The following is a 20,285-nucleotide window of genomic DNA, read 5'->3' on the forward strand; positions in this document are numbered from 1 at the left end:
GATGAGTGTCAAGAAGAAGATACCACAAATCCGGTTTAAAATATTTAGTGGGCAGTGGGTACAATCTAATTTAGCCAAATGCACGGATCTGCTTACTGGCAACCCTTTTAATAGTAAAGAATTTACCGCTGAAGGCATTCTTCTGGTGAGGGGAATGAATGTCAAAAGGGGATATTTAGATGTATCACCTGAAATTTCTGAGTTTTGGCCATCATCTAAAGGTTTAGAAAATTATTTACTTGAGCCAGAAGACATTGTTATTCAAATGGATGGTGCATTAATTGGAAAAAGTTATGCCAAAATAGAGTCGATTAATTTACCTGCCATTTTAGTACAACGCGTTACTCGCGTTAGGTGTAGTGAGGTAAATCCTGAATTTATTTACCAGTACATACAAAAGGACTTCTTAAACCATATTTCAGGTATTAAGACTGAAACAGCGGTACCACATTTGAGTCTACATGACATTCGAGGTTTCTCGGTTTCCTTGCCTAAAAGGTCAGAGCAAAATGCTATCGGAAATTACTTCCAAAAGCTCGATACCTTAATCAACCGACACCAACAAAAGTATGACAAACTCGGCAACTTTAAAAAATCCTTGCTGGGAAAGATGTTCCCAAAACAAGGCGAAACCATGCCAGAAATCCGCTTTAAGGGGTTTAGTGGTGAGTGGGAGGAGAAGGAGTTAGGTGAATTAGCTGAAATTGTTCGCGGCGCGAGCCCTCGCCCGATTGAAGATCCTAAATGGTTCGATAGTGAATCAAGTGTTGGTTGGTTACGTATTAGAGATGTGACCGAGCAAGATGGCAGAATTCACTTTCTAGAGCAGAGAATTTCAAAGCTTGGCCAAGAAAAAACTCGTGTATTGCATGAAAGACATCTGCTGTTAAGCATAGCCGCGAGTGTTGGTAAACCTGTAGTTAACTATGTTGAAACGGGGGTTCACGATGGTTTTCTAATATTCAAAAAGCCACTTTTTGAACTTGAGTTTATGTATCAATGGTTAAAATCTTTTGAAACAAAGTGGCAACAATTTGGCCAACCAGGAAGCCAAGTTAACCTTAACTCCGATATTGTTAAAAACCTGACCGTAACTATTCCTACTAATGAAGAACAAGCGGCCATCGGTAACTACTTTCAAAAGCTTGATGCCCTAATTAACCAACACCAGCAACAAATCACCAAACTCAACAACATCAAGCAGGCATGCTTAAGTAAAATGTTTGTCTAACAAGGAGCGCCATCATGATCACCTTTACAACTGAAGCGCAATTTGAGCAGGCTTTTATTGAGGTACTAACCAACAAAGGTTGGGAGCCGGAGATACTCAAAAACATAACCGAAGCCGATTTACTGCAAAACTGGGCAAACATTTTGTTTGAAAACAATCGCCAGCGGGACCGTTTAAACGATGTTCGGCTTACCGCGACTGAAATGCAGCAAATTATTGAGCAAATCAAAGAACTTAAAACCCCGCTCAAACTCAACGGTTTAATTAATGGCAAAACCGTGGCCATTAAGCGCGATAACCCCGCCGATACCTTGCATATGGGCAAAGAAGTCAGCTTAAAAATATACGACCGCCAGGAAATCGCTGCAGGCCAAAGCCGTTACCAAATTGTGCAGCAACCCAAATTTGAACGCGGCAGCCCTTTACGTAACGACCGGCGTGGTGATGTGCTATTACTGATTAACGGGATGCCGGTAATCCATGTAGAGCTAAAGCGCAGCGGCATTCCCGTTAGCCAGGCCATAAACCAAATTGAAAAATACAGCAAAGAGGGTGTATTTAGCGGCCTGCTTTCGCTTATCCAGGTCTTTGTGGCAATGGAACCCAATGAGACAAAATACTTTGCCAACCCCGGGCTAGACGGCAAGTTTAACCCAGACTATCAGTTTAACTGGGCCGATTTTAATAACGAACCCATGAACCACTGGAAAGACATCGCCTCTACCTTGCTTTCCATCCCTATGGCGCACCAGTTGATTGGTTTTTATACCGTCGCCGACGATACCGATGGCGTGCTTAAGGTAATGCGCAGTTATCAGTATTACGCCGCCAATGCGATATCTGACAAAGTGGCCAAAACCAACTGGCAACAACTGGGTAGCGCGGCCAATAACCCTGATCGCCTCGGTGGTTATGTGTGGCATACCACAGGTTCGGGTAAAACCATGACCAGTTTTAAATCGGCGCAGTTGATCGCACAATCCAAAGATGCCGATAAAGTGATTTTTTTAATGGACAGGATTGAGCTGGGTACCCAGTCTCTCGCGGAATATCGCAATTTTGCTGGCGATGGCGAAGACGTTCAAGCCACCGAAAATACTCACGTACTCATTACTAAATTAAAAAGCACCGCCCCCGCCGATACCTTAATTGTTAGCTCTATTCAAAAGATGAGTAATATTTTTGAAGCGGTAGACGATGAAGGTGCGGCCACAAACTCTGCGGATATTGAGAAAATTCGCGCTAAGCGTTTGGTGTTTATTGTCGATGAGGCGCACCGCTCTACCTTTGGCGACATGCTGATTATTATTAAGCGTACCTTTCCGCGCGCCCTGTTTTTTGGCTTTACCGGTACACCAATTCAAGAAGAAAACGAAAAAAACGGCAATACCACCAGTACCGTATTTGGCAACGAACTACACCGCTATAGCATCGCCGATGGCATACGCGATGGTAACGTGCTGGGCTTCGACCCTTACAAAGTTCCAACTTTTAGAGACAGTGATCTAAGACAAGCGGTGGCGTTAGAACAAGCCAAAGCCAACACGGTGATGGAGGCCATGGATAACCCAGCCAAAAAGAAAAAATTTAACCACTTTATGAAAGATGTACCTATGGCTGGCCATAAAGACGCCACAGGCAAGTACCACAAAGGCATTGAGGACTATGTGCCTAAAAGCCAATATTTAAGCGAAATTCACCAAGCCAAGGTGGTGGAAGATATTCTGCATAAATGGGATGTGCTCAGCCAAGGCAATAAATTCCACGCCATTTTGGCCACTAATAGCATTGCTGAAGCCATTGACTATTACCGTCATTTAAAAGCTGCCAAACCTGAACTTAAAGTATCGGCCCTGTTTGACCCGAACATTGATAACGACGGCAGTGGCGACCGTGGCCCCACCTTTAAAGGCGATGGCCTGGAAGAAATTATGGTCGACTATAACGCGCGTTATGGCCAGGATTTTGATTTTGCCCGCCATGCAGCCTTTAAAAAAGATTTAGCGGCACGCCTTGCCCATAAAAAGCCCTACGAGCGCATTCATACCGAGCCTTCAAAGCAATTAGATTTACTGATTGTTGTAGATCAAATGCTTACTGGCTTTGACTCTAAATGGCTTAATACCTTGTATTTAGACAAGGTGATTAGATACCAAAACATTATTCAAGCGTTCTCACGCACCAATCGCTTGTTTGGTCCCGACAAACCCCACGGCATCATTCGTTATTACCGCTATCCACACACCATGGAGCAGCACATTAACGATGCGGTAAAACTTTATTCTGGCGACAGACCTATCGGCTTATTTGTTGATAGGTTAGAAAGCAATCTTAAAGCCATGAATGAATTAGTAGTGGAAATTACCGAGCTGTTTGTCAGTACGGGTGTTGAGAACTTTGAAAAACTGCCAGACGATATAGAAGCCTGTGCTCAATTCGCCAAATTATTTAACACCTTTAGCCAACATCTGGAAGCGGCTAAAGTACAAGGTTTGCATTGGGAACAGTCAGTCTATTCCTTTACTGAAAATGATGTAGAACATGAAGTAACGCTGGGCATAGACGAACAAACTTACTTGGGCCTGGTCCTGCGTTACAAAGAATTGGTAGGCAAAAGTGATAGCGGTAGTGCAGGTGGCGACGATGTGCCTTTTGATATCAGTGGTTATTTAACTGAAATAGATACCGGCAAAATCGATGCCGACTATATGAACAGCCGCTTTGATAAATTTTTAAAAGAGCTTAACCAACACCAGGACTCTGCGAGCATTGAAACCACATTAAATGAGTTGCATAAGTCATTTGCATCGCTCACCCAAAGTGAGCAAAATTACGCCAAGCTCTTTTTACACGATTTGCAGCGCGGCGATGCGCAGTTAATTGAAGGCCATACTTTTAGAGACTACATCAACACCTACAAAGATAACGCTGAAAATGCGCAATTAAATGCAGTTGTTAATGCTCTTGGTTTAGATAAAGGGCTACTCATCGCATTAATGGCTGATAGTGTTAATGATAAGAATCTCAACGAGTTTGGTCGCTTCGACGCATTAAAAGATTCGGTAGATAAGGCAAAAGCCAAAGTTTATTTTGAAAAACAAGACGGCGTAATCTTACCTCCATTTAAGTTGAATATACGTATTGATCAGTTTTTAAAGCAGTTCATTTTTGCACAAACGGATGATTTCTTAAGTGGCAGTGATGTTGTTGATGTCGTAATGTGACGTGATGAATGTTCCTCCCTCAGCATAAGTCCTGTGACACTTATGCTGAGTGAACCGCCCCGGTAATCCTGGAGACTACACTCTTTGAGAGAGGTAACCAGGATGACAAAACATAACCGATTTCCCCCTGAAGTTCGTCAACGCGCTGTTCGTATGGTTCTGGAAAACCAGGACACCTACAACTCACAATGGGCCGCTATCTGCTCCATTGCCCCTAAGATCGGCTGCACTCCCGAAACATTGCGTATCTGGTCCGTCAGCAGGAGCCCGTTGATGATGAGCAGAATGCGCTGACCGCCAGCGAACGCCAGCGTCTGAAAGAACTGGAGCGGGAAGTCCGGGAGCTGCGCCGCAGCAATGATATTCTGCGTCAGGCTTCAGCGTATTTTGCCCAGGCGGAGCTCGACCGCCACTGGAAAAAATAATGCCGCTTCTGGAAAATCTGAGCGGTGAACACGGGGTCGGGCCAGTCTGTCATGAGCTGGATATTGCTCCGTCAACGTACTACTGGCATCAGCAACGCCGGAAGTATCCTGAACGACGCAGCCGTCGGGATAAACGCGATGCCGTGCTGATACCTGAGATACAGCGTGTATACGAAGAAAACTACAGCGTTTACGGTGCGACAGCTAAAACGTGAAGGCGTCGGTGTTGCCCGTTGCACCATTGAGCGCCTGATGAAAGCCCTGCGGCTACGTGGGGTGACACGCGGCAAAAGTGTCAGAACCACCCGCAGCAGCAAAGCCGAAACACCGCAGGATCGGGTGAACCGTCAGTTCGTGGCTGAACGGCCCGATAGTCTTTGGGTGGCCGATTTTACCTACGTCAGCACCTGGCAGGGGTTCGCCTATGTGGCCTTCATCATTGATGTGTTCGCCGGTGTTATCGTGGGCTGGCGAGTCTCATCCACGATGGAAACGTCGTTCGTGCTGGATGCACTGGAGCAGGCGCTGTGGGCCAGACGCCCGAGCGGCACCATCCATCACAGCGACAAAGGTTCGCAATATGTGTCACTGGCGTACACGCAACGGCTGCAGGATGCGGAGCTACTGGCTTCAACAGGTAGCACGGGTGACTCATATGACAATGCGATGGCAGAAAGTATCAACGGGTTGTATAAAGCGGAGGTGATCCACAGACAAAGCTGGAAAACCCGACAGGATGTTGAGTTGGCCACGCTGAAACGGGTTGACTGGTATAACCATCACCGATTAATGGAACGCACCGGATATATCCCGCCAGTGGAGGCAGAAAAGGTGTATTACGCTTCACTGAATAACCGGGATGTGGCAGCCTGAACACTCAGGCAAAATACTCTCCAGGAAAACCGGGGCGGTTCAGAGTGTTCTTTTTTAGAGGTACTGCATCATGAACTCGATAAAAGTTATGCTCTGGTTATGCGAGATACTTGCGCTTATAGCTGGCCGGGTTGAAAGGCCAGCCTATGTAATATCAAGCACATGATAAAGGTAGCACTCCGGATATAGCAGCCGTCTAAGCCGTAGCGATTCAGTTTTTTCTATTATTTTTCTTGCTTGAAATTGCAATTTTTCATTAAGAATGAATATATAGGAGCAACGTTTTTATAGGTAGAAGCTCTATCATCTCGCCAATTAGACACTCTATGCTCTCTATATTTTGTAGTAGTTATTATTATAGTTTCCTTAGCCCTGGATAAAGCAACATAGAGAGCACAATCATTTTCAAATTTTTCATTTCTATAAGTCCAAAAAGCCTGGTCCTCTAAGCCAAGAAAAATAACCACTTTATATTCAAGTCCCTTGCATTTATGTACGTTCATCACTTGAACAGAGTTTTCCGCCTGAAACATCAGCGCTGCTTCGTTAAGGGAATGCGTTGCATCTATTGTGTAGCGCAAATGCAGTTCAAGACTACGCCAGACCTTACCCCAATAGTCAGTGGACTTATACTGATTCCATCGCCCCGCCATTTTTTTCACACCAAATAGAGTTAAAACATCCTTAATATGGGTGATCAATGAATCGGGGCTGGGTGCATCACCTAAAGCTTCCCTATTAGCTGCTATTTTATCTGACAATTCTTTAATTAATATTTCTTCTTTTTCATCACCACTCGTAACTCGATGCAACTTAAGATATAAATCACAAAGCTCAGTATAGCTTGATGATGAGCGCGATGTATAAACCTTGAAGAGTGTAGCGAATATTCGCCCTAATGGTTCTTTTAATACATCTTGCAATTCCGATAAATCAAGATTTCTAATCCCTTTAGTCGTCAACTTATCCCGAAGTTTTCCTGTATATTTCTCTGACTGCTGCTTAACCAGCACACAAATTTCTTTTTCTTCAATACCAGAATCGATGAATCTTTTTATTTTAGCTGCAATATCATCCGCTTCAGAAAACTCATTATCATAAAAATGAATAGTACAATTATTGATGCTTTTGGAAATTGGTGTAAAATTATCATCATTTTGTACAAAATGAATGAAGCATCTCAATACCTCTTGAATGTCCTTATTAGCTCTAAAGTTTTGCACCAATAGTTTTTTTGTGGTATTAAATTCTCTTTCACAATCTTCAAATACTGTTTTCTTGGCACCAGCCCACAACATAATGCTCTGGTTGATATCGCCCACCGCTAGCAATTGCGTTCCTTTGTCTTTAAAAAGAAGCTTAATCAGTTCATACTGATCTGAGCGAGTATCTTGAAACTCATCTATAAAAACATGTGAATACGTCAAAGAAAAAAGATCTGCAATATCCGTTCTAGATTTTAAAATATATAACGCCAAACTTCTTATTAGATCAAATGACAACTTATCTTTGCCATTGCTCATTTTATGATTAAATACTAAATCATAATTATTTGATGGTATTTTACCCTCAGGCAAAACATCTTTAAAACGGTCAACAATACTTTTACAAAAAGCGTCAAAAGTATAAGAGTCAAAGCGTTCACCTCTTTGTCCACATCTTTTCATCACACGCGATTTGATATTCTCTTGCGCCTCTTTTTTATAAGAAAGGCATAATATCCGTTTAGGCCATATGCACTTTCCTGTCTGCAACAAGTAATTCGATTTCTGAGCCAAAAGCTCCGTTTTACCCGCCCCTGCACCAGCAAGCACAGAAACGGATTGATCACAGAAGATAATATCCATTAACTCCTGTGTCGACTCAATGCCTTCAGAAGGTTGCCATTGCTCAATCATTCAATAACCTCCGACAATAATGCCACAGTCTTGTCAGCAGCCCGAATTAATACTTGAGGCAATTTTTCTCTGATTTCATCCGGCGTATATTTCCCTTCAATTTTAGAAAACATTCTGACATGGGAGGCTGGCTTACTTTTATTAGATAAAAAACGATAGCGATACCACAGAAAATAATTAAGATAATCAGCAGAGAATTTGTAACGAACCCCGGAGTTGCCTTTTTTCAATACTGCATTTATTAACTCTTTCTTTTTATCTTCCTGGTTTTCCTGCTCTTCCTGCTCAATATCTTTAGGCCCCCTCTCTCCATAGCCCATATCTTTTTCACAGAAAATATCAGGGAAAGATTCAATCATTGCGTAATCAATATCCAAAGGTGATGAAAAGTAAATATTATTATTTTCCAATCCAGCCACAACATTATATTTTTTATCACCACTGCCCATAATTGTAAATGTTGTTGGATCTCGGTCATCATCCCATGTAGGTATCATTTCTTTTATCTGATCAAATCTTCCATCGTGGAAAATAGACAGTTGCTCAATAGCATATTTAAGCCGCCCAAAACCACCGCCATTTCTATCAATATCAAAATCCAGCAAAGTGATGAAGGGAACCTGCAACGATTTCAACAGACGCCAAAAATGGTTCACATGTCGTCCGCCAAGAGGAACAACAGAGATAGAATGGCTGTCGATCTCCGTTGAGTGCAGCTCTAGCACCTTAGGAATTATGATTTCCTCACTATCCCCTTCGCAAAATATTACCAGCTTAGAAAAATAGATCTCCGGGTACGCTTTAACCGCTTCTTTAATAAACTTAGAAAGCTCATCCTCTTTTTCCGGCAACATTAATGCGCTTACAACCGTACTTTTTGAGACCTGATCCAATCTAAAGTGACGTATTTGTTCAGGTTCGATTCGGCTTAAAATAGAAGATGAATGGGAAGAAATAATGACCTGGCATAATTCATTACGGCCATAATCTTTCACTAACTTAACAATTCTACCTAAGTAATGCGGAGAAAGATGATTTTCAGGCTCTTCCAGAGAGATCATACTAAAAATTGGGAGTCTCATTTTTTGAGGATTAAAATTAGACACCGCTCCTGAGGAAATCAACTCCCTGGTCTTCTTATCAATATCAAACATCGCCTTGATAAGGGAGAAATAGACCAATGATTTTTGCCCATCGCTTAGCCGGTCTACATTAACCGTGTGTCCGGTTTCATCAGGATTAAATTGAAGTTGTATTAATTTCAGTATTTCATCAATATTAGCAAGTGGAAAATTCAGCGATGCCTGAGATAAATAACGCCCCTTGTAGACATTTCCCCAACTGGCGTTAATTGCCGCTGCAATTTCATTTAATGCAGGATTGCTCTTCGTTAATGCATTTAACTTAGCCGCTTGCTCCTCTAATATTTCCTGACCTCCTCCAGCCCACTCAATTGCCTTCAATAAACGCCCAAGCACTGCTTTCGATGAATATTTTAATTGCAATAATGGATCTCGGTTGGCTGGAACGTAACTCACCTGAATGGCATTTCTTACTGCAGAGGAAAGTTTTTGCTTACTGCTCTCTTCAACCAGCTTATCGCTAGAGTTCACTACCCAGATATCTTCGTCAATATCTCCCATCGGATTTGCTTCAAAAGAAAGCTTGCCCTCTAATCGCACCCTAAAAAGAATAGTACCATCAGATTTATCAATGGTGAGATGTTCGATTAACGGAGGGATGGAGATTTTGCCTTCTTTTGGTTTAGGGAAGCTAAACCAAGCTTCGATAATTAAATTTCTAGTCTTTTCATCTTTCCCATCATCTGCATTATGGAAGTCATTTATTGTTAAGCTTCGCAGTGAATGATCCACCGAAAACAGCTTATTAAGCGCTTCCATGGCCGTACTTTTCCCAGTTCCATTATGGCCAATAAATGTGGTTAATTCATGCTCAAGGTCAATCGTTTGAGGATGTTGATTGGAGATACTTTTAAAACCGGAAACAACAATTTTCTTAAGTTGCATATATCAAGTCCTGGTTATAAGAATACGCAATCCTGATGCACATGATTCATCATATTTATTTGATTAAAAAAATCAATAAGTTAAATAACTTCACGTCAACAAAAGAAGCATAACGACGCGCTCGTCACATAAACTTTTTGCCCAATAAACAATTGGCTGCAGCTCCCATACGCTGTATCCCTCATTCAGCCACCAGACTTCCTAACTGGACGCCCGTGATGCGAATGACGCCCCTATTCTTTTATTTGTAATTACCGCTATTATTCACCAGCGAGCACAACGACCTGTGTAATGGTCTAATCAAACCGGACTGAATTGCCACGGATAATCTAGATACTTCTGAGCCGTAGCTTCACCAAATATACGTATCTTGATAAGCGTGGTGTTAGAGTCATCCGGATAATTGTTTTCTGCCACACAGGCAATAGTGTAAATAAAGTCGTTAATGCCTTTCAGGGAATCGAATTTAGCTTTTTTCATGCGTGCTCCATGTCCTACTCAGTCACAGAGGGGGCCTTAGCCATTACGTTAATCTTTTATAAAACAAAGATTAAAGTTTCTTAGCCTTCACAGATTGCTCGAGCGATTAATAGCATTGCCTGGGCTGAGTTATGAGGCTGTAAATACCAAATTAGCAAAAAAATAAGGCATGCCAGATGCATGCCTTCCAGAATCCCTTTTAATCAGCCCGTACTCAACTTAGCAAAGTCAAACGGACTAACCCCCTTATCCCGATTCGCATCCAGATAATCCGCCCACCACTGCACCATCAGCCTACGCTCCCCCAAGTGTTCAGCCTTATGAATATAAGCCGCTCGCACAGAGTTACGTTCCTGGTGACTCATCTGCCTTTCTACCGCATCCTTCGACCACAACCCCGACTCAATCAACGAACTACACGCCATTGTCCTGAAACCATGTCCACAAACTTCCGTTTTCGTGTCATAGCCCATAACTCGCAGAGCCTTGTTCACAGTGTTTTCACTCATCGGCTTACGTGGATCGTGATCGCCTACGAAAATCAGCTCACGATTTCCACTCATGCTTTTGATCTTTTCCAGAATGATCAAAGCCTGACGGGATAAAGGAACAAGATGAGGGGTACGCATCTTTGATCCTCGATGTGAATGCTTCACACCTTCCAATGGCTCACGTTCCCCCGGAATCGTCCACATAGCCGTTTCAAAATCGACTTCTGACCAGCGGGCAAAACGCAGTTCACTAGAGCGGATGAAGACTAACAACGTCAGCTCCACAGCTAAGCGTGTTAGCGGTCTGCCAGTGTAGGAATCAATTCGATGAAGTAGTTCAGGAATGCGATTAAGTTCTAGCGCAGCGCGATGCTGTCGTTTAGCTGTTGCAACCGCTCCAGCGATCTCTTGTGCGGGGTTGTAGTCGATTAATCCGCTTTGCACGGCAAATCGCATAATTGCTGTTGTTCGTTGTTGTAGACGCGTCGCCACTTCAAGACGTCCAGACATCTCTACGGCTTTGATGGGAATAAGTAAATCTCTGGTTTTTAACTCAGCGATATTCCGCTTACCAATCGCATCGAACAGATTATCTTCCAGGCTTTTAAGAACACGGCCACTATGTGACTCAGACCACTTTTGATTGCTTGCATGCCAGTCTCTGGCAACAGATTCAAAAGTGATGACCTCTTTAGCCTGTTCTTCTTTTACTGCACGCTTATGCTCACGAGGATCGACACCGGCAGCAACAAGCCTCCTGGCTTCTTCCCTCTTTTGACGAGCATCAGCCAGTGATGTTTCGGGGTAAACACCAAATGCCATCAGATGTTGTTTACCACCAAAGCGGAAACGAAAGCGCCAATATTTGGAGCCGTTAGGGTGTATCAGCAAAAACATGCCATCGCCGTCTACTAGCGAGTATTCCTTTGCTTCAGGCTTTGCCGAACGCACCTTAGTATCAGTCAGGGCCATGATGGTCTTCCTTCCATATGCTGCCGTGAGTATATAAGCATTATCGAACCAGCATATATACTCGGTTCTATACTCACAAGCATGTTGATGTGGGGTAACTCAGATTGATGTCGGTTGACTGAAAAGCGGGGCAAAGCCTTGCGGGGTCTAGATTTTAGACATAAAAAAAGACCTCAGTTGAGGTCTATTTACATACTGTTGGTGCCGAAGGCCGGACTCGAACCGGCACGTATTTCTACGGTTGATTTTGAATCAACTGCGTCTACCGATTTCGCCACTTCGGCACTGAAGGGGATGCGGAAACGTTGTGGATTATACCTGTCGCGCGCCGCCATGCAAGCGGCGACGCGCTAAACCGCGCTAAGTGCCCAAAAAACCAGCGTCCCCGTCAATCCAGTTCCGTCACCGCCAGCCGAATCACCCTCGCCGCCTTCTGCTCCGGCAGAGCCAGCACCTTCGCCCACATCGCCTGCACCAACTCGCAGGTGAGCTTCTCTTTGCCCACCGCGTTCTCCGGCATCACCAGCAGCTGTATATCCTTACCGTACTTGCTGGACAAGGCCTGCATAATCGGCCGCACATCTTCCACCGCGGCGGCGTGTTCCTCCGGGGTCACGGTGTGGCGATCTTTACCCCAGCCCGCGCGCATCATGTCGGCGTCGGCCTGCAGACGGCGCTGCATCATATCTTTATCCAGCACCCGCATCGGGTTGACGCCGCCCTTGACGGCCGGGAATAAGAAGCGGAAACAGGCGTCGTCACTCACCTTCTGAATGGCGGCGGTCTGCTCCATGTTGATCGTCATCCAGGCCACCGCATTGGCGTCGGGGGCATATTGCAGGCGCGACATCTGCAGCTCGAGGATCTGCGGCTGGACCACGTCGATAATCTCCTGCTCAGACTCCCCCGCTTTCTGCATGGTGAGGATCTGCTCGCGGATGCGTGCCACAAATCGGGGGTCCTGCTCTCTCAGCACCTGCCAGGAGGGCATGGCGTTAAGGACGGTATCAAGTCGATGTTCGGGGGTGTTTTGCAGGCGCTGCTTGTCGTAATAAACCCAGAAGGCCACTGCTGCGGAGATAACCGCTACCACTGCTATACGAGTCCACGCTCTTCTCATCGTTACGCATCCTTGATCCTTTAGCTATGCCGGTTTACACCGGCACGCCGCTATGGAAGCGAAACTCGTTGTCCGGTGATGAGATCAGTGTGGCTTCAATTTCACCAAAAAGCTGTATGCGGGGAGAGATATCCTCGTCGCTCACCTGTTGGGCAAGCGTCAGATAGTCCTGATAATGCCGCGCCTCGGAGCGCAGCAGCGACAGGTAAAACTTCTGCAACTCCTCATCGAGGAACGGGGCCAGCGCGGCGAAGCGTTCGCAGGAGCGCGCTTCGATATAGGCCCCGCAGATCAGCTTGTCGATCAGCGTCAGCGGCTCGTGGGTGCGCACGGCTTTCAGCATCCCTTTGGCGTAGCGGCTGGCAGTGATTTTGACGTAGGGGATATTGCGGGTCAGCATCGCCTCGCGCACCTGCCAGAAGTGGTGCAGCTCCTCTTTAATCAGCAGCACCATACTGTCGATCAGCGCCTGGCCCCAGAGGTCGTCGGTCTTCGGCATCACGCTTTTGCCAATCTGCTTATGCAGGGCGACAAAATCCGGTTCCGGGCCTTCGCGGAAGGTAAAGGCTTCATAGGGCTTGAGCCACTCGAGCAGGGCGTCGGCACCGCTCTCGTCGGCAACGTATTTTCGCACTAATAACAGCGCGGTCTGGGCGGCTTTGAGCTCGCACACCATATGGTCGGTGAGCAGCAGCGGCAGGTTAGCCGGGTCGCGGGCTTTATCAATCCACGCTTGCGGGGTCGGGCACTGGAGGAAGTTGAGAACAGGGGCGAGTATCTGCGGGTAATCCATCATTGAACCTTGCAAAGCGGCAGCCGAAGCTGCCGCAAATCATACTTAGTGACGCACGCCGTCGTCGTCTTCGTCAAAATCTTCGTCGTCTTCGTCGTCACCCTCTTCGCCGTTCGGATCTTCGAAGTAGGTGCCCCAGCCGTCGTATTCCACTTCAAAACGTTCGGCCAGGTCCATCAGCTGTTCAACCTGGGCGTCGATCAGCTCAGCTTTCAGCGCGCCTTCGCTCAGGATGTCGCAGCAGATGACGGTGTCGCCCTCTTCCACTTCCAGCTCTTCTGGCTCCGTCACTTCGTAACCCAGACGGAACGCTTCAACCGCCAGCTTTTCCAGCGCTTCGAAATCATCCGCAGAGAAATGGTGCTCGATGGTGTACAGCGCATCCGGATCGCTGCCGTCTTCCAGCAGTTCTTCAATAATCAGTCGCGTCTCTTCGCGCTGTTCTTCCAGCAGTTCTGGGTTTGCCATGGCTCGTTCCTCTTTAAAGTGCGGCAGATACTTCTATTTTCACACACGGATGTGTTTGCCTCCACCTTTGTAAGAAAGATTTGTGAATCGGGGTTGCAAGTGAATATTGATACAGATAAAGTGAATTTTAATTCAATAAGTGGCCTTTGCCATGTGAGGATAAAATGTCTGAACTGTATAAAAAACATTTCCTGAAATTGCTCGATTTTACTCCCGCACAGCTCACCTCTCTGCTTGCCCTCTCGGCACAGCTGAAAGCCGATAAGAAAAAAGGGACTGAAGTACAGAAACTTACTGGCAAAAACATCGCGCTCATCTTCGAAAAAGACTCTACCCGTACCAGATGCTCTTTCGAAGTTGCCGCATTTGACCAGGGCGCGCGCGTCACGTATCTCGGGCCGAGCGGCAGCCAGATTGGGCATAAAGAATCAATTAAAGATACCGCCCGCGTGCTGGGCCGGATGTATGACGGCATTCAGTATCGCGGCCATGGCCAGGAAGTGGTCGAAACCCTGGCGGAATTTGCCGGTGTGCCGGTGTGGAACGGGCTGACCAACGAGTTCCATCCAACCCAGCTGCTGGCGGACCTGCTCACCATGCAGGAGCATCTGCCGGGCAAAGCCTTTAACGAGATGGTGCTGGTCTATACCGGCGACGCGCGCAACAACATGGGTAACTCGATGCTGGAAGCGGCGGCGCTCACCGGGCTGGATCTGCGTCTGGTGGCCCCAAAAGCCTGCTGGCCGGAAGAGAGCCTGGTGGCGGAGTGCAGCGCGCTGGCAGAGAAGAACGGCGGCAAAATCACCCTCACCGAAGACGTGGCGGCGGGCGTGAAGGACGCCGATTTCATCTACACCGACGTGTGGGTGTCGATGGGCGAAGCCAAAGAGAAGTGGGCCGAGCGGATTGCGCTGCTGCGTGGCTATCAGGTGAACAGCCAGATGATGGCCCTGACGGGGAACCCGGACGTCAAGTTCCTGCACTGTCTGCCGGCGTTCCACGACGACCAGACCACGCTGGGCCAGCAGATGGCGAAGGAGTTCGATCTGCACGGCGGAATGGAAGTGACGGACGAGGTGTTTGAGTCGACGGCGAGCGTGGTATTTGACCAGGCAGAGAACCGGATGCACACCATTAAAGCGGTGATGGTCGCCACTCTGGGTGAATAACGCCTGCTTTTAAAATGACGGGAGGGTTGCCGCCCTCCTGATATTTATATTATCTACTTGTCGACAGAATAGTTTACCGGCTTATTAATTTGCCCTCACCCTCATCTTGCCGAACGGGCATTGTTTAAAAATACATTTTACCGGAGCATCGCACGTCTTGCTCTCCGGGTCGCGATGGCCGGGGCAGCTGGACATCTTATTCATTACGCGCCACAGGGTGTGGCTGTATTTGTCGATCTGCAGAATATTAATATCGCAGGGCTCGTCGTTAATAAATAAACGATTATAAATGACTTTTATCCGATCGCCGGGTTTAAAAAGCTGCTCGCCGTTATACCACAGAATATATTTATGATTATGTTGAGTCAGAATTTTTGAAAATAACGTCCCTGTGGCCGGACTGGCAATGGTGCCTAAAGAAACCCAAGTTTTAGAAGCAGTCATTAAAATACCTTTTAAACGAGCCATAAAAAATGCAGAAAGCCTTACGGTTAATGAGTGTAAAAGAACAATGAAAATGTGAGTAATAGGCACAGCCTATCTTTTTAACTTGAATCCATAAGTATCAGGAATGACTTATGTCAAATTTTTCCGCCATGATTGCCTGTGACGGTACCAGGATCGTCAAAGTCCCCGCCTCCCTTGTCGATTGATTTTTCAGCGTAAACAGGGTACGTTTTCGCCTTAATTCCAGCGCGGATGTGCCGAACTTATGCCTATTATTCAATCTGTTGAACGTGCCTTACAGATCCTCGATCTGTTTAACGAACAGGCGACGGAACTCAAAATCACCGACATCAGTAAACAGATGGGCCTGAGCAAGAGCACCCTCCACTCGCTGCTTAAAACCCTGCAGCTGCACGGCTATATCGATCAGAATCCGGAGAACGGCAAATATCGCCCGGGCATGAAGCTGGTCGAGCGCGGCCACTTCGTGGTGAGCACCATGGATATTCGCCAGAAGGCGAAGCACTGGCTGACGGCGCTGTCGGAGCGCACCGGGCAGACCACCCATCTGGGCATTCTGGACGGGCGTGAAGGGGTCTATATCGAGAAGATTGAAGGCAAGCTGGCGGCCATCGCCTACTCGCGCATTGGCCGTCGCCTGCCGGTGCATGCCACCGCCATCGGCAAAGTGCTGATCGCCTGGCTGAGCGACGCCGAGCTGAACACGCTGCTCGACGGTTATCAGTACACCACTTATACCCCCGCAACCCTGGCCTCACGCGAGGCGCTGCTGGCCGCGCTGGCACAGACCCGCGAGCAGGGTTATGCCCTCGACAGCGAAGAGAACGAGCAGGGGGTGCGCTGCGTGTCGGTCCCGGTGCGTAACCATGAATCCCGGGTTATCGCTGCCCTGAGCCTGTCGACCCTGACCTCCCGCGTCGACGACGATGAACTGGCGCATTTTCGCGAGCAGCTACAGGAGGCCGGGCGCCAGCTCTCACGCGCCCTGGGCTACCCGGCCTAAGGTTAATCTGCTCCCGGTATCTGGCTGAAGGGCTTATAAACCGAGCGCTTTTTTACCGGCGTTAATGACCTCGATAATTTTATCCGTGTCGTAAATACAGCCTTTCCAGGTTCCGCCGCTCACCGACTGTAAGGCCGCCCACAGGCGCGTATCGTCGGGTAAAAAATCGTGCGCGTGCAGTTCCGGATGAGGCTGACGACGCGCCAGCTCTGTAGCCCCCTCTTCGGGGGTGAGCGGTGCCAGCGGCGTGCCGATAAAGTTGACGCTGCCGGTCAGGGAGAGGCGATCCACCACAATCTCGATGATGTCGTTATCGCGCAGTTTACCAATCGGCCCACCCGCCAACGCTTCAGGCGCCACATGACCAAAACAGGCTCCGGTCGAGACGCCCGAGAAGCGGGCATCGGTGATCAGCGATACCGTTTTTCCCCAGGAGACATGCTTGAGCGCCGAGGTCAGCTGATATGTCTCTTCCATCCCGGTGCCGGACGGCCCGCCGCCGATCACCACCATGATGTCGCCCTGCTCAATCTCGCCGCTTTTGATCGCCTTGATTGCCCGGGCTTCCGAGACAAACACCCGCGCCCGGCCGGTGTGGCGATAAACGCCGTCCTCACCCACCACCGACGGGTCGATCGCCGTGGCCTTGATCACCGATCCTTCCGGGGCGATGTTGCCCACCGGGAACGCCACCGTGGAGGTGAGCCCGCGGGCGTTGGCACGCTCCGGGGGCAGGATCACATCGTCAGGATCCACCCCGTCCTGCTCGCGCAGGCACTGGCGGAAGCGCTCCCGGCGTTCCGAGGCCTGCCACCAGTCGAGGTTTTCCCCCACGGTCTGGCCGGTGACGGTCATGGCATCCAGATGCAGCAGACCAAGATCGCGCAGATGGAGCATCACCTCCGGCACGCCGCCCGCGAGGAATGCCCGCACCGTCGGGTGATAATCCGGCCCGTTCGGTAATACGCTCACCAGCCGCGGCACCTTACGGTTGACGCGGGTCCAGTGGTCGACGTCAGGAATGGTGCAGCCCGCCGCGTGAGCAATGGCCGGGATATGCAGCAGCAGGTTGGTGGAGCCGCCGAACGCGGCGTGGATCACCATCGCGTTCTCAATGGCTTTGTCGGTGAGGATATCGCGGGTGGTGATGCCGCGGTTATCCAGCTCGACCACCGCCCGCGCCGACTGGCGGGAGATCTCCAGCCACACGTCCTGTCCGGACGGGGCCAGCGCCGAGTGCGGCAGCGCCAGGCCTAAGGCTTCGGCCACCACCTGCGAGGTGCCTGCGGTGCCGAGGAACTGGCAGCCGCCCCCCGGTGAGGCGCAGGCGCGGCAGCCCAGCTCGGCGGCCTCCTGCAGGGAAAGTTCATGGTTAGCGTAACGCGCCCCGATGGTCTGCACCTTGCCGGCATCCTCGCCGAAGGTGGGCGGCAGCGTAGCGCCGCCCGGCACCAGAATGGTCGGCAGGTTGTGCATAGACGCCAGCGCAATCATGGTGGCGGGGAGGCCTTTGTCGCAGGTGGCGACGCCAATCACCGCCCGGCGCGTGGGCAGGGAGCGGATCAGCCGCCGAAAGACGATCGCCGCATCGTTGCGGTACGGCAGGGAGTCAAACATCCCGTGCGTGCCCTGGGAGCGCCCGTCGCAGGGGTCGCTGACAAAGGCGGCAAAGGGGATCCCACCGTTGCGGGTGATCTCTTTTGCCGCGGCCTGCATCTGCAGGCCAATCTCCCAGTGTCCGGTGTGGTAGCCCAGCGCCACCGGGCGGCCATCGCCCGCGCGGATCCCGCCCTGGGTGCCGATAATCAGCACCTCTTTGCCGGTGAGTTTATTGGCATCCCAGCCCATTCCGGCGTTCTGGGTCATGCCAAACAGATTGCCGCTCGGGGATTCCATCAGCATCTGCGGGGTCAGGGGCAGCGCCCCCTGCGGCCCGGCCGCGTGGGTGATCACCGAGTAGAAGGCGTCATCCTGCGGGGTAAAAATCGTCTCTATCGACATCGTCACCTTCCGGTTCAGCAGAGCTTGAGCTGTTGCAGCAGCGCTTTCAGCTGCGCCTTACGCGGTTCATCCAGCGGCCCGGCAGGCGGCAGCACGTGGGTGGACACCGGACGCACGCAGAGGGCAATCGCCTCTTTAATCACATTCACGAACGGGGCATCCAGCTGATACATCTGCGGGATTTGCAGCATGGTCTGATGATAGTGCGCGGCCTGCGCCAGGTCGCCGTCGTGGAAGGCCTGCAGCAGTTTCACCGAGATCTGCGGGGCGAAGTTGCCGCTGGCCGAGATCGCCCCATCGCCGCCCAGCAGCAGGGTATTGAACAGGTGATCGTCATAGCCGCAGAGCACCACAAAGTGCGGGTGCGCCGCCTTAACGGTGAGGATCATGCTGCGCAGGTGAGCCACAGAGTCGATGGTGTCTTTGATCCCCACGATATTGCGGCGGGAGTCCACCAGGGTTTTGACCAACTGCGGGGTCAGATCCTGTCCGGTCAGGGCCGGGAAGTTATAGAGGATCACCGGCAGGGTGACGCTGTCGGCCACCTGCCCGAAGTAGCGGATCAGGTTCGCTTCCGACACTTTCCAGTAGTAGGGGTTAATCACCACGATGCCGTCTGCCCCCGCCTGCTGCGCGTGCTGGCTCAGCTCGATGGTCTCCCGGGCGTTGGTGCCTCCGGTGCCGATCAGCACCGGCACGCGGCGATTCACATGGGCGATGGCAAATTCGGCGATCGCTTTACGCTCCTGGGTGTTGAGCTGGGAAAACTCCCCGCCGCTGCCGAGAAAGAACAGGCCATTGACGCCTGCGTCGATCATGCTGTCGATCAGCGCGGCGGTACCGGCTTTATCCAGTGCGCCATCGGCGGTGAAGATAGTGGAGACGGGGGGAATAATCCCCGAGAACTGTAGAGTCTGCTGCATGCGATCTCCTTGCTGAATCATTTTGTTCTACATTATAGAACAGCGTTCGTTTATTTAACGATCATACTAGAACGTGGGGAAAGCGAAGGACAATGCGGAAAAAGGAGGGAGTGCGTGTTTTTTAAGCTGGATCACAGAATGGGAGGCGTGTTCCCTCTCCCTGGGGAGAGGGTCAGGGCGAGGGGAAATTATCCCACTAACATCTTCACCACCACCTTGCGCACCTGGGCCGGGTTGCCCACCGCGCACAGCGGTTTGTGCACTTCGCCCGGGTAGAAGACCACGAAGTCGCCTTCGTTCAGCACTACGGTTTTCTCCTGCTCACCTTCCGGCTGGAAGGCGATGTCTTTATCCGCCAGCCAGTCGGTGTCCGGCGTGCCGTTTGGCAGGGTGCTGAAGGTCATCCCTTCCTGGCCTTTGAGCAGGATCTGGATGTCCAGATAACGGGCGTGATACTCCGCACGGCGCTCGGCAAACGGCTGGGTCATGTCTTCGGAAACCAGATAAAACAGGTTGTTGCCGTCGATATCATGTTTGCCGGTTGGGGTCGCGTCAGTCACGTTTGCTTTAACGTGTTCGATCGCCTGACGCAGCGCCTGCGGCAGCCAGGACTGGAGGTTGTGAATGTTGCCAACGATCATAGTGAAATCCTCAATATAAAACATCGTTTCATTTTCAACTTTTATACGAGAAATTCAGCTGCCATACCACCACTTTTT

The 20,285-nt window shown here is 49.4% G+C and carries 13 protein-coding genes, 1 tRNA gene, 3 pseudogenes and 1 other annotated feature; of the genes and pseudogenes, 5 read left to right on the forward strand and 12 right to left on the reverse strand.

What is annotated here, in order from left to right; translation table 11 throughout:
• Position 1: 1 nt before the first annotated feature.
• From LRS40_RS04465 to LRS40_RS04475, 3 genes and pseudogenes are all read left to right on the forward strand, one after another.
• Entirely contained in the window at positions 2 to 1,231 is a 1,230-nt protein-coding gene (locus LRS40_RS04465; protein ID WP_231313201.1) for a restriction endonuclease subunit S, read from the forward strand.
• A gap of 14 nt (positions 1,232 to 1,245) precedes the next feature.
• Positions 1,246 to 4,483: pseudogene (locus tag LRS40_RS04470) on the forward strand (type I restriction endonuclease subunit R).
• Between the two features lie 74 nt (positions 4,484 to 4,557).
• A pseudogene (locus LRS40_RS04475) lies at positions 4,558 to 5,753 on the forward strand (IS3 family transposase).
• Positions 4,835 to 4,951: a sequence feature (AL1L pseudoknot), on the forward strand. (Overlaps the previous pseudogene by 117 nt.)
• Positions 5,754 to 5,977: 224 nt before the next feature.
• On the opposite strand, the gene LRS40_RS04480 reads toward LRS40_RS04475, so the two are convergent.
• From LRS40_RS04480 to rraB, 8 genes and pseudogenes are all read right to left on the reverse strand, one after another.
• Positions 5,978 to 7,651: a UvrD-helicase domain-containing protein gene (locus LRS40_RS04480; RefSeq protein WP_231313203.1), complete on the reverse strand. Its 1,674-nt coding sequence runs from the start codon at positions 7,649 to 7,651 to the stop codon at positions 5,978 to 5,980.
• Positions 7,648 to 9,678, reverse strand: coding sequence for an ATP-dependent endonuclease (locus LRS40_RS04485; RefSeq protein WP_231313204.1), 2,031 nt, complete (start codon positions 9,676 to 9,678; stop codon positions 7,648 to 7,650). The genes LRS40_RS04480 and LRS40_RS04485 overlap by 4 nt, the downstream gene beginning before the upstream one ends.
• A 339-nt stretch (positions 9,679 to 10,017) precedes the next feature.
• Positions 10,018 to 10,158 (reverse strand): annotated as a pseudogene (locus tag LRS40_RS04490) (hypothetical protein); the annotation flags it as partial.
• A gap of 203 nt (positions 10,159 to 10,361) precedes the next feature.
• On the reverse strand, positions 10,362 to 11,621 hold the full coding sequence (locus LRS40_RS04495; RefSeq protein ID WP_231313206.1) for an integrase arm-type DNA-binding domain-containing protein: 1,260 nt from the start codon (positions 11,619 to 11,621) through the stop codon (positions 10,362 to 10,364).
• Positions 11,622 to 11,820: 199 nt separating this feature from the next.
• A tRNA-Leu gene (locus LRS40_RS04500) sits at positions 11,821 to 11,905 on the reverse strand.
• Between the two features lie 104 nt (positions 11,906 to 12,009).
• Positions 12,010 to 12,741, reverse strand: coding sequence for a topoisomerase II (locus LRS40_RS04505; protein ID WP_231313207.1), 732 nt, complete (start codon positions 12,739 to 12,741; stop codon positions 12,010 to 12,012).
• Positions 12,742 to 12,775: 34 nt separating this feature from the next.
• Positions 12,776 to 13,534 (reverse strand): tRNA isopentenyl-2-thiomethyl-A-37 hydroxylase MiaE, encoded by a 759-nt coding sequence (gene miaE, locus LRS40_RS04510; RefSeq protein ID WP_231313208.1) that lies wholly within the window; start codon positions 13,532 to 13,534, stop codon positions 12,776 to 12,778.
• Positions 13,535 to 13,579: 45 nt separating this feature from the next.
• Positions 13,580 to 14,002 carry a ribonuclease E inhibitor RraB gene (rraB, locus tag LRS40_RS04515; protein ID WP_142488030.1) on the reverse strand — a complete coding sequence of 141 codons (423 nt, stop codon included), beginning with the start codon at positions 14,000 to 14,002 and terminating at the stop codon, positions 13,580 to 13,582.
• A gap of 164 nt (positions 14,003 to 14,166) precedes the next feature.
• Here rraB and argF point away from each other — a divergent pair, with 164 nt between their 5' ends.
• Positions 14,167 to 15,171, forward strand: coding sequence for an ornithine carbamoyltransferase (gene argF / locus LRS40_RS04520; protein WP_231313209.1), 1,005 nt, complete (start codon positions 14,167 to 14,169; stop codon positions 15,169 to 15,171).
• 84 nt (positions 15,172 to 15,255) lie between these two features.
• Here the strand turns inward: argF and LRS40_RS04525 are convergent, their stop codons facing one another.
• On the reverse strand, positions 15,256 to 15,639 hold the full coding sequence (locus LRS40_RS04525) for a hypothetical protein (RefSeq protein ID WP_142488028.1): 384 nt from the start codon (positions 15,637 to 15,639) through the stop codon (positions 15,256 to 15,258).
• 244 nt (positions 15,640 to 15,883) lie between these two features.
• Between LRS40_RS04525 and LRS40_RS04530 the strand changes: the two genes are divergently transcribed.
• On the forward strand, positions 15,884 to 16,642 hold the full coding sequence (locus tag LRS40_RS04530; protein ID WP_231313210.1) for an IclR family transcriptional regulator: 759 nt from the start codon (positions 15,884 to 15,886) through the stop codon (positions 16,640 to 16,642).
• A 33-nt stretch (positions 16,643 to 16,675) separates the two neighbouring features.
• Here the strand turns inward: LRS40_RS04530 and LRS40_RS04535 are convergent, their stop codons facing one another.
• The 3 genes from LRS40_RS04535 to LRS40_RS04545 all read right to left on the reverse strand — a co-directional run bounded on the left by LRS40_RS04535 (position 16,676) and on the right by LRS40_RS04545 (position 20,207).
• Entirely contained in the window at positions 16,676 to 18,643 is a 1,968-nt protein-coding gene (locus LRS40_RS04535) for a YjhG/YagF family D-xylonate dehydratase (protein WP_142488026.1), read from the reverse strand.
• A gap of 14 nt (positions 18,644 to 18,657) precedes the next feature.
• On the reverse strand, positions 18,658 to 19,566 hold the full coding sequence (locus LRS40_RS04540) for a dihydrodipicolinate synthase family protein (protein WP_231313211.1): 909 nt from the start codon (positions 19,564 to 19,566) through the stop codon (positions 18,658 to 18,660).
• 188 nt (positions 19,567 to 19,754) lie between these two features.
• Entirely contained in the window at positions 19,755 to 20,207 is a 453-nt protein-coding gene (locus LRS40_RS04545) for a YhcH/YjgK/YiaL family protein (RefSeq protein ID WP_231313212.1), read from the reverse strand.
• Between the last annotated feature and the right edge of the window lie 78 nt (positions 20,208 to 20,285).

The sequence above is a fragment of the Leclercia sp. G3L genome, assembly GCF_021117075.1.
GTDB classification, from domain to species: domain Bacteria; phylum Pseudomonadota; class Gammaproteobacteria; order Enterobacterales; family Enterobacteriaceae; genus Enterobacter; species Enterobacter adecarboxylatus_C.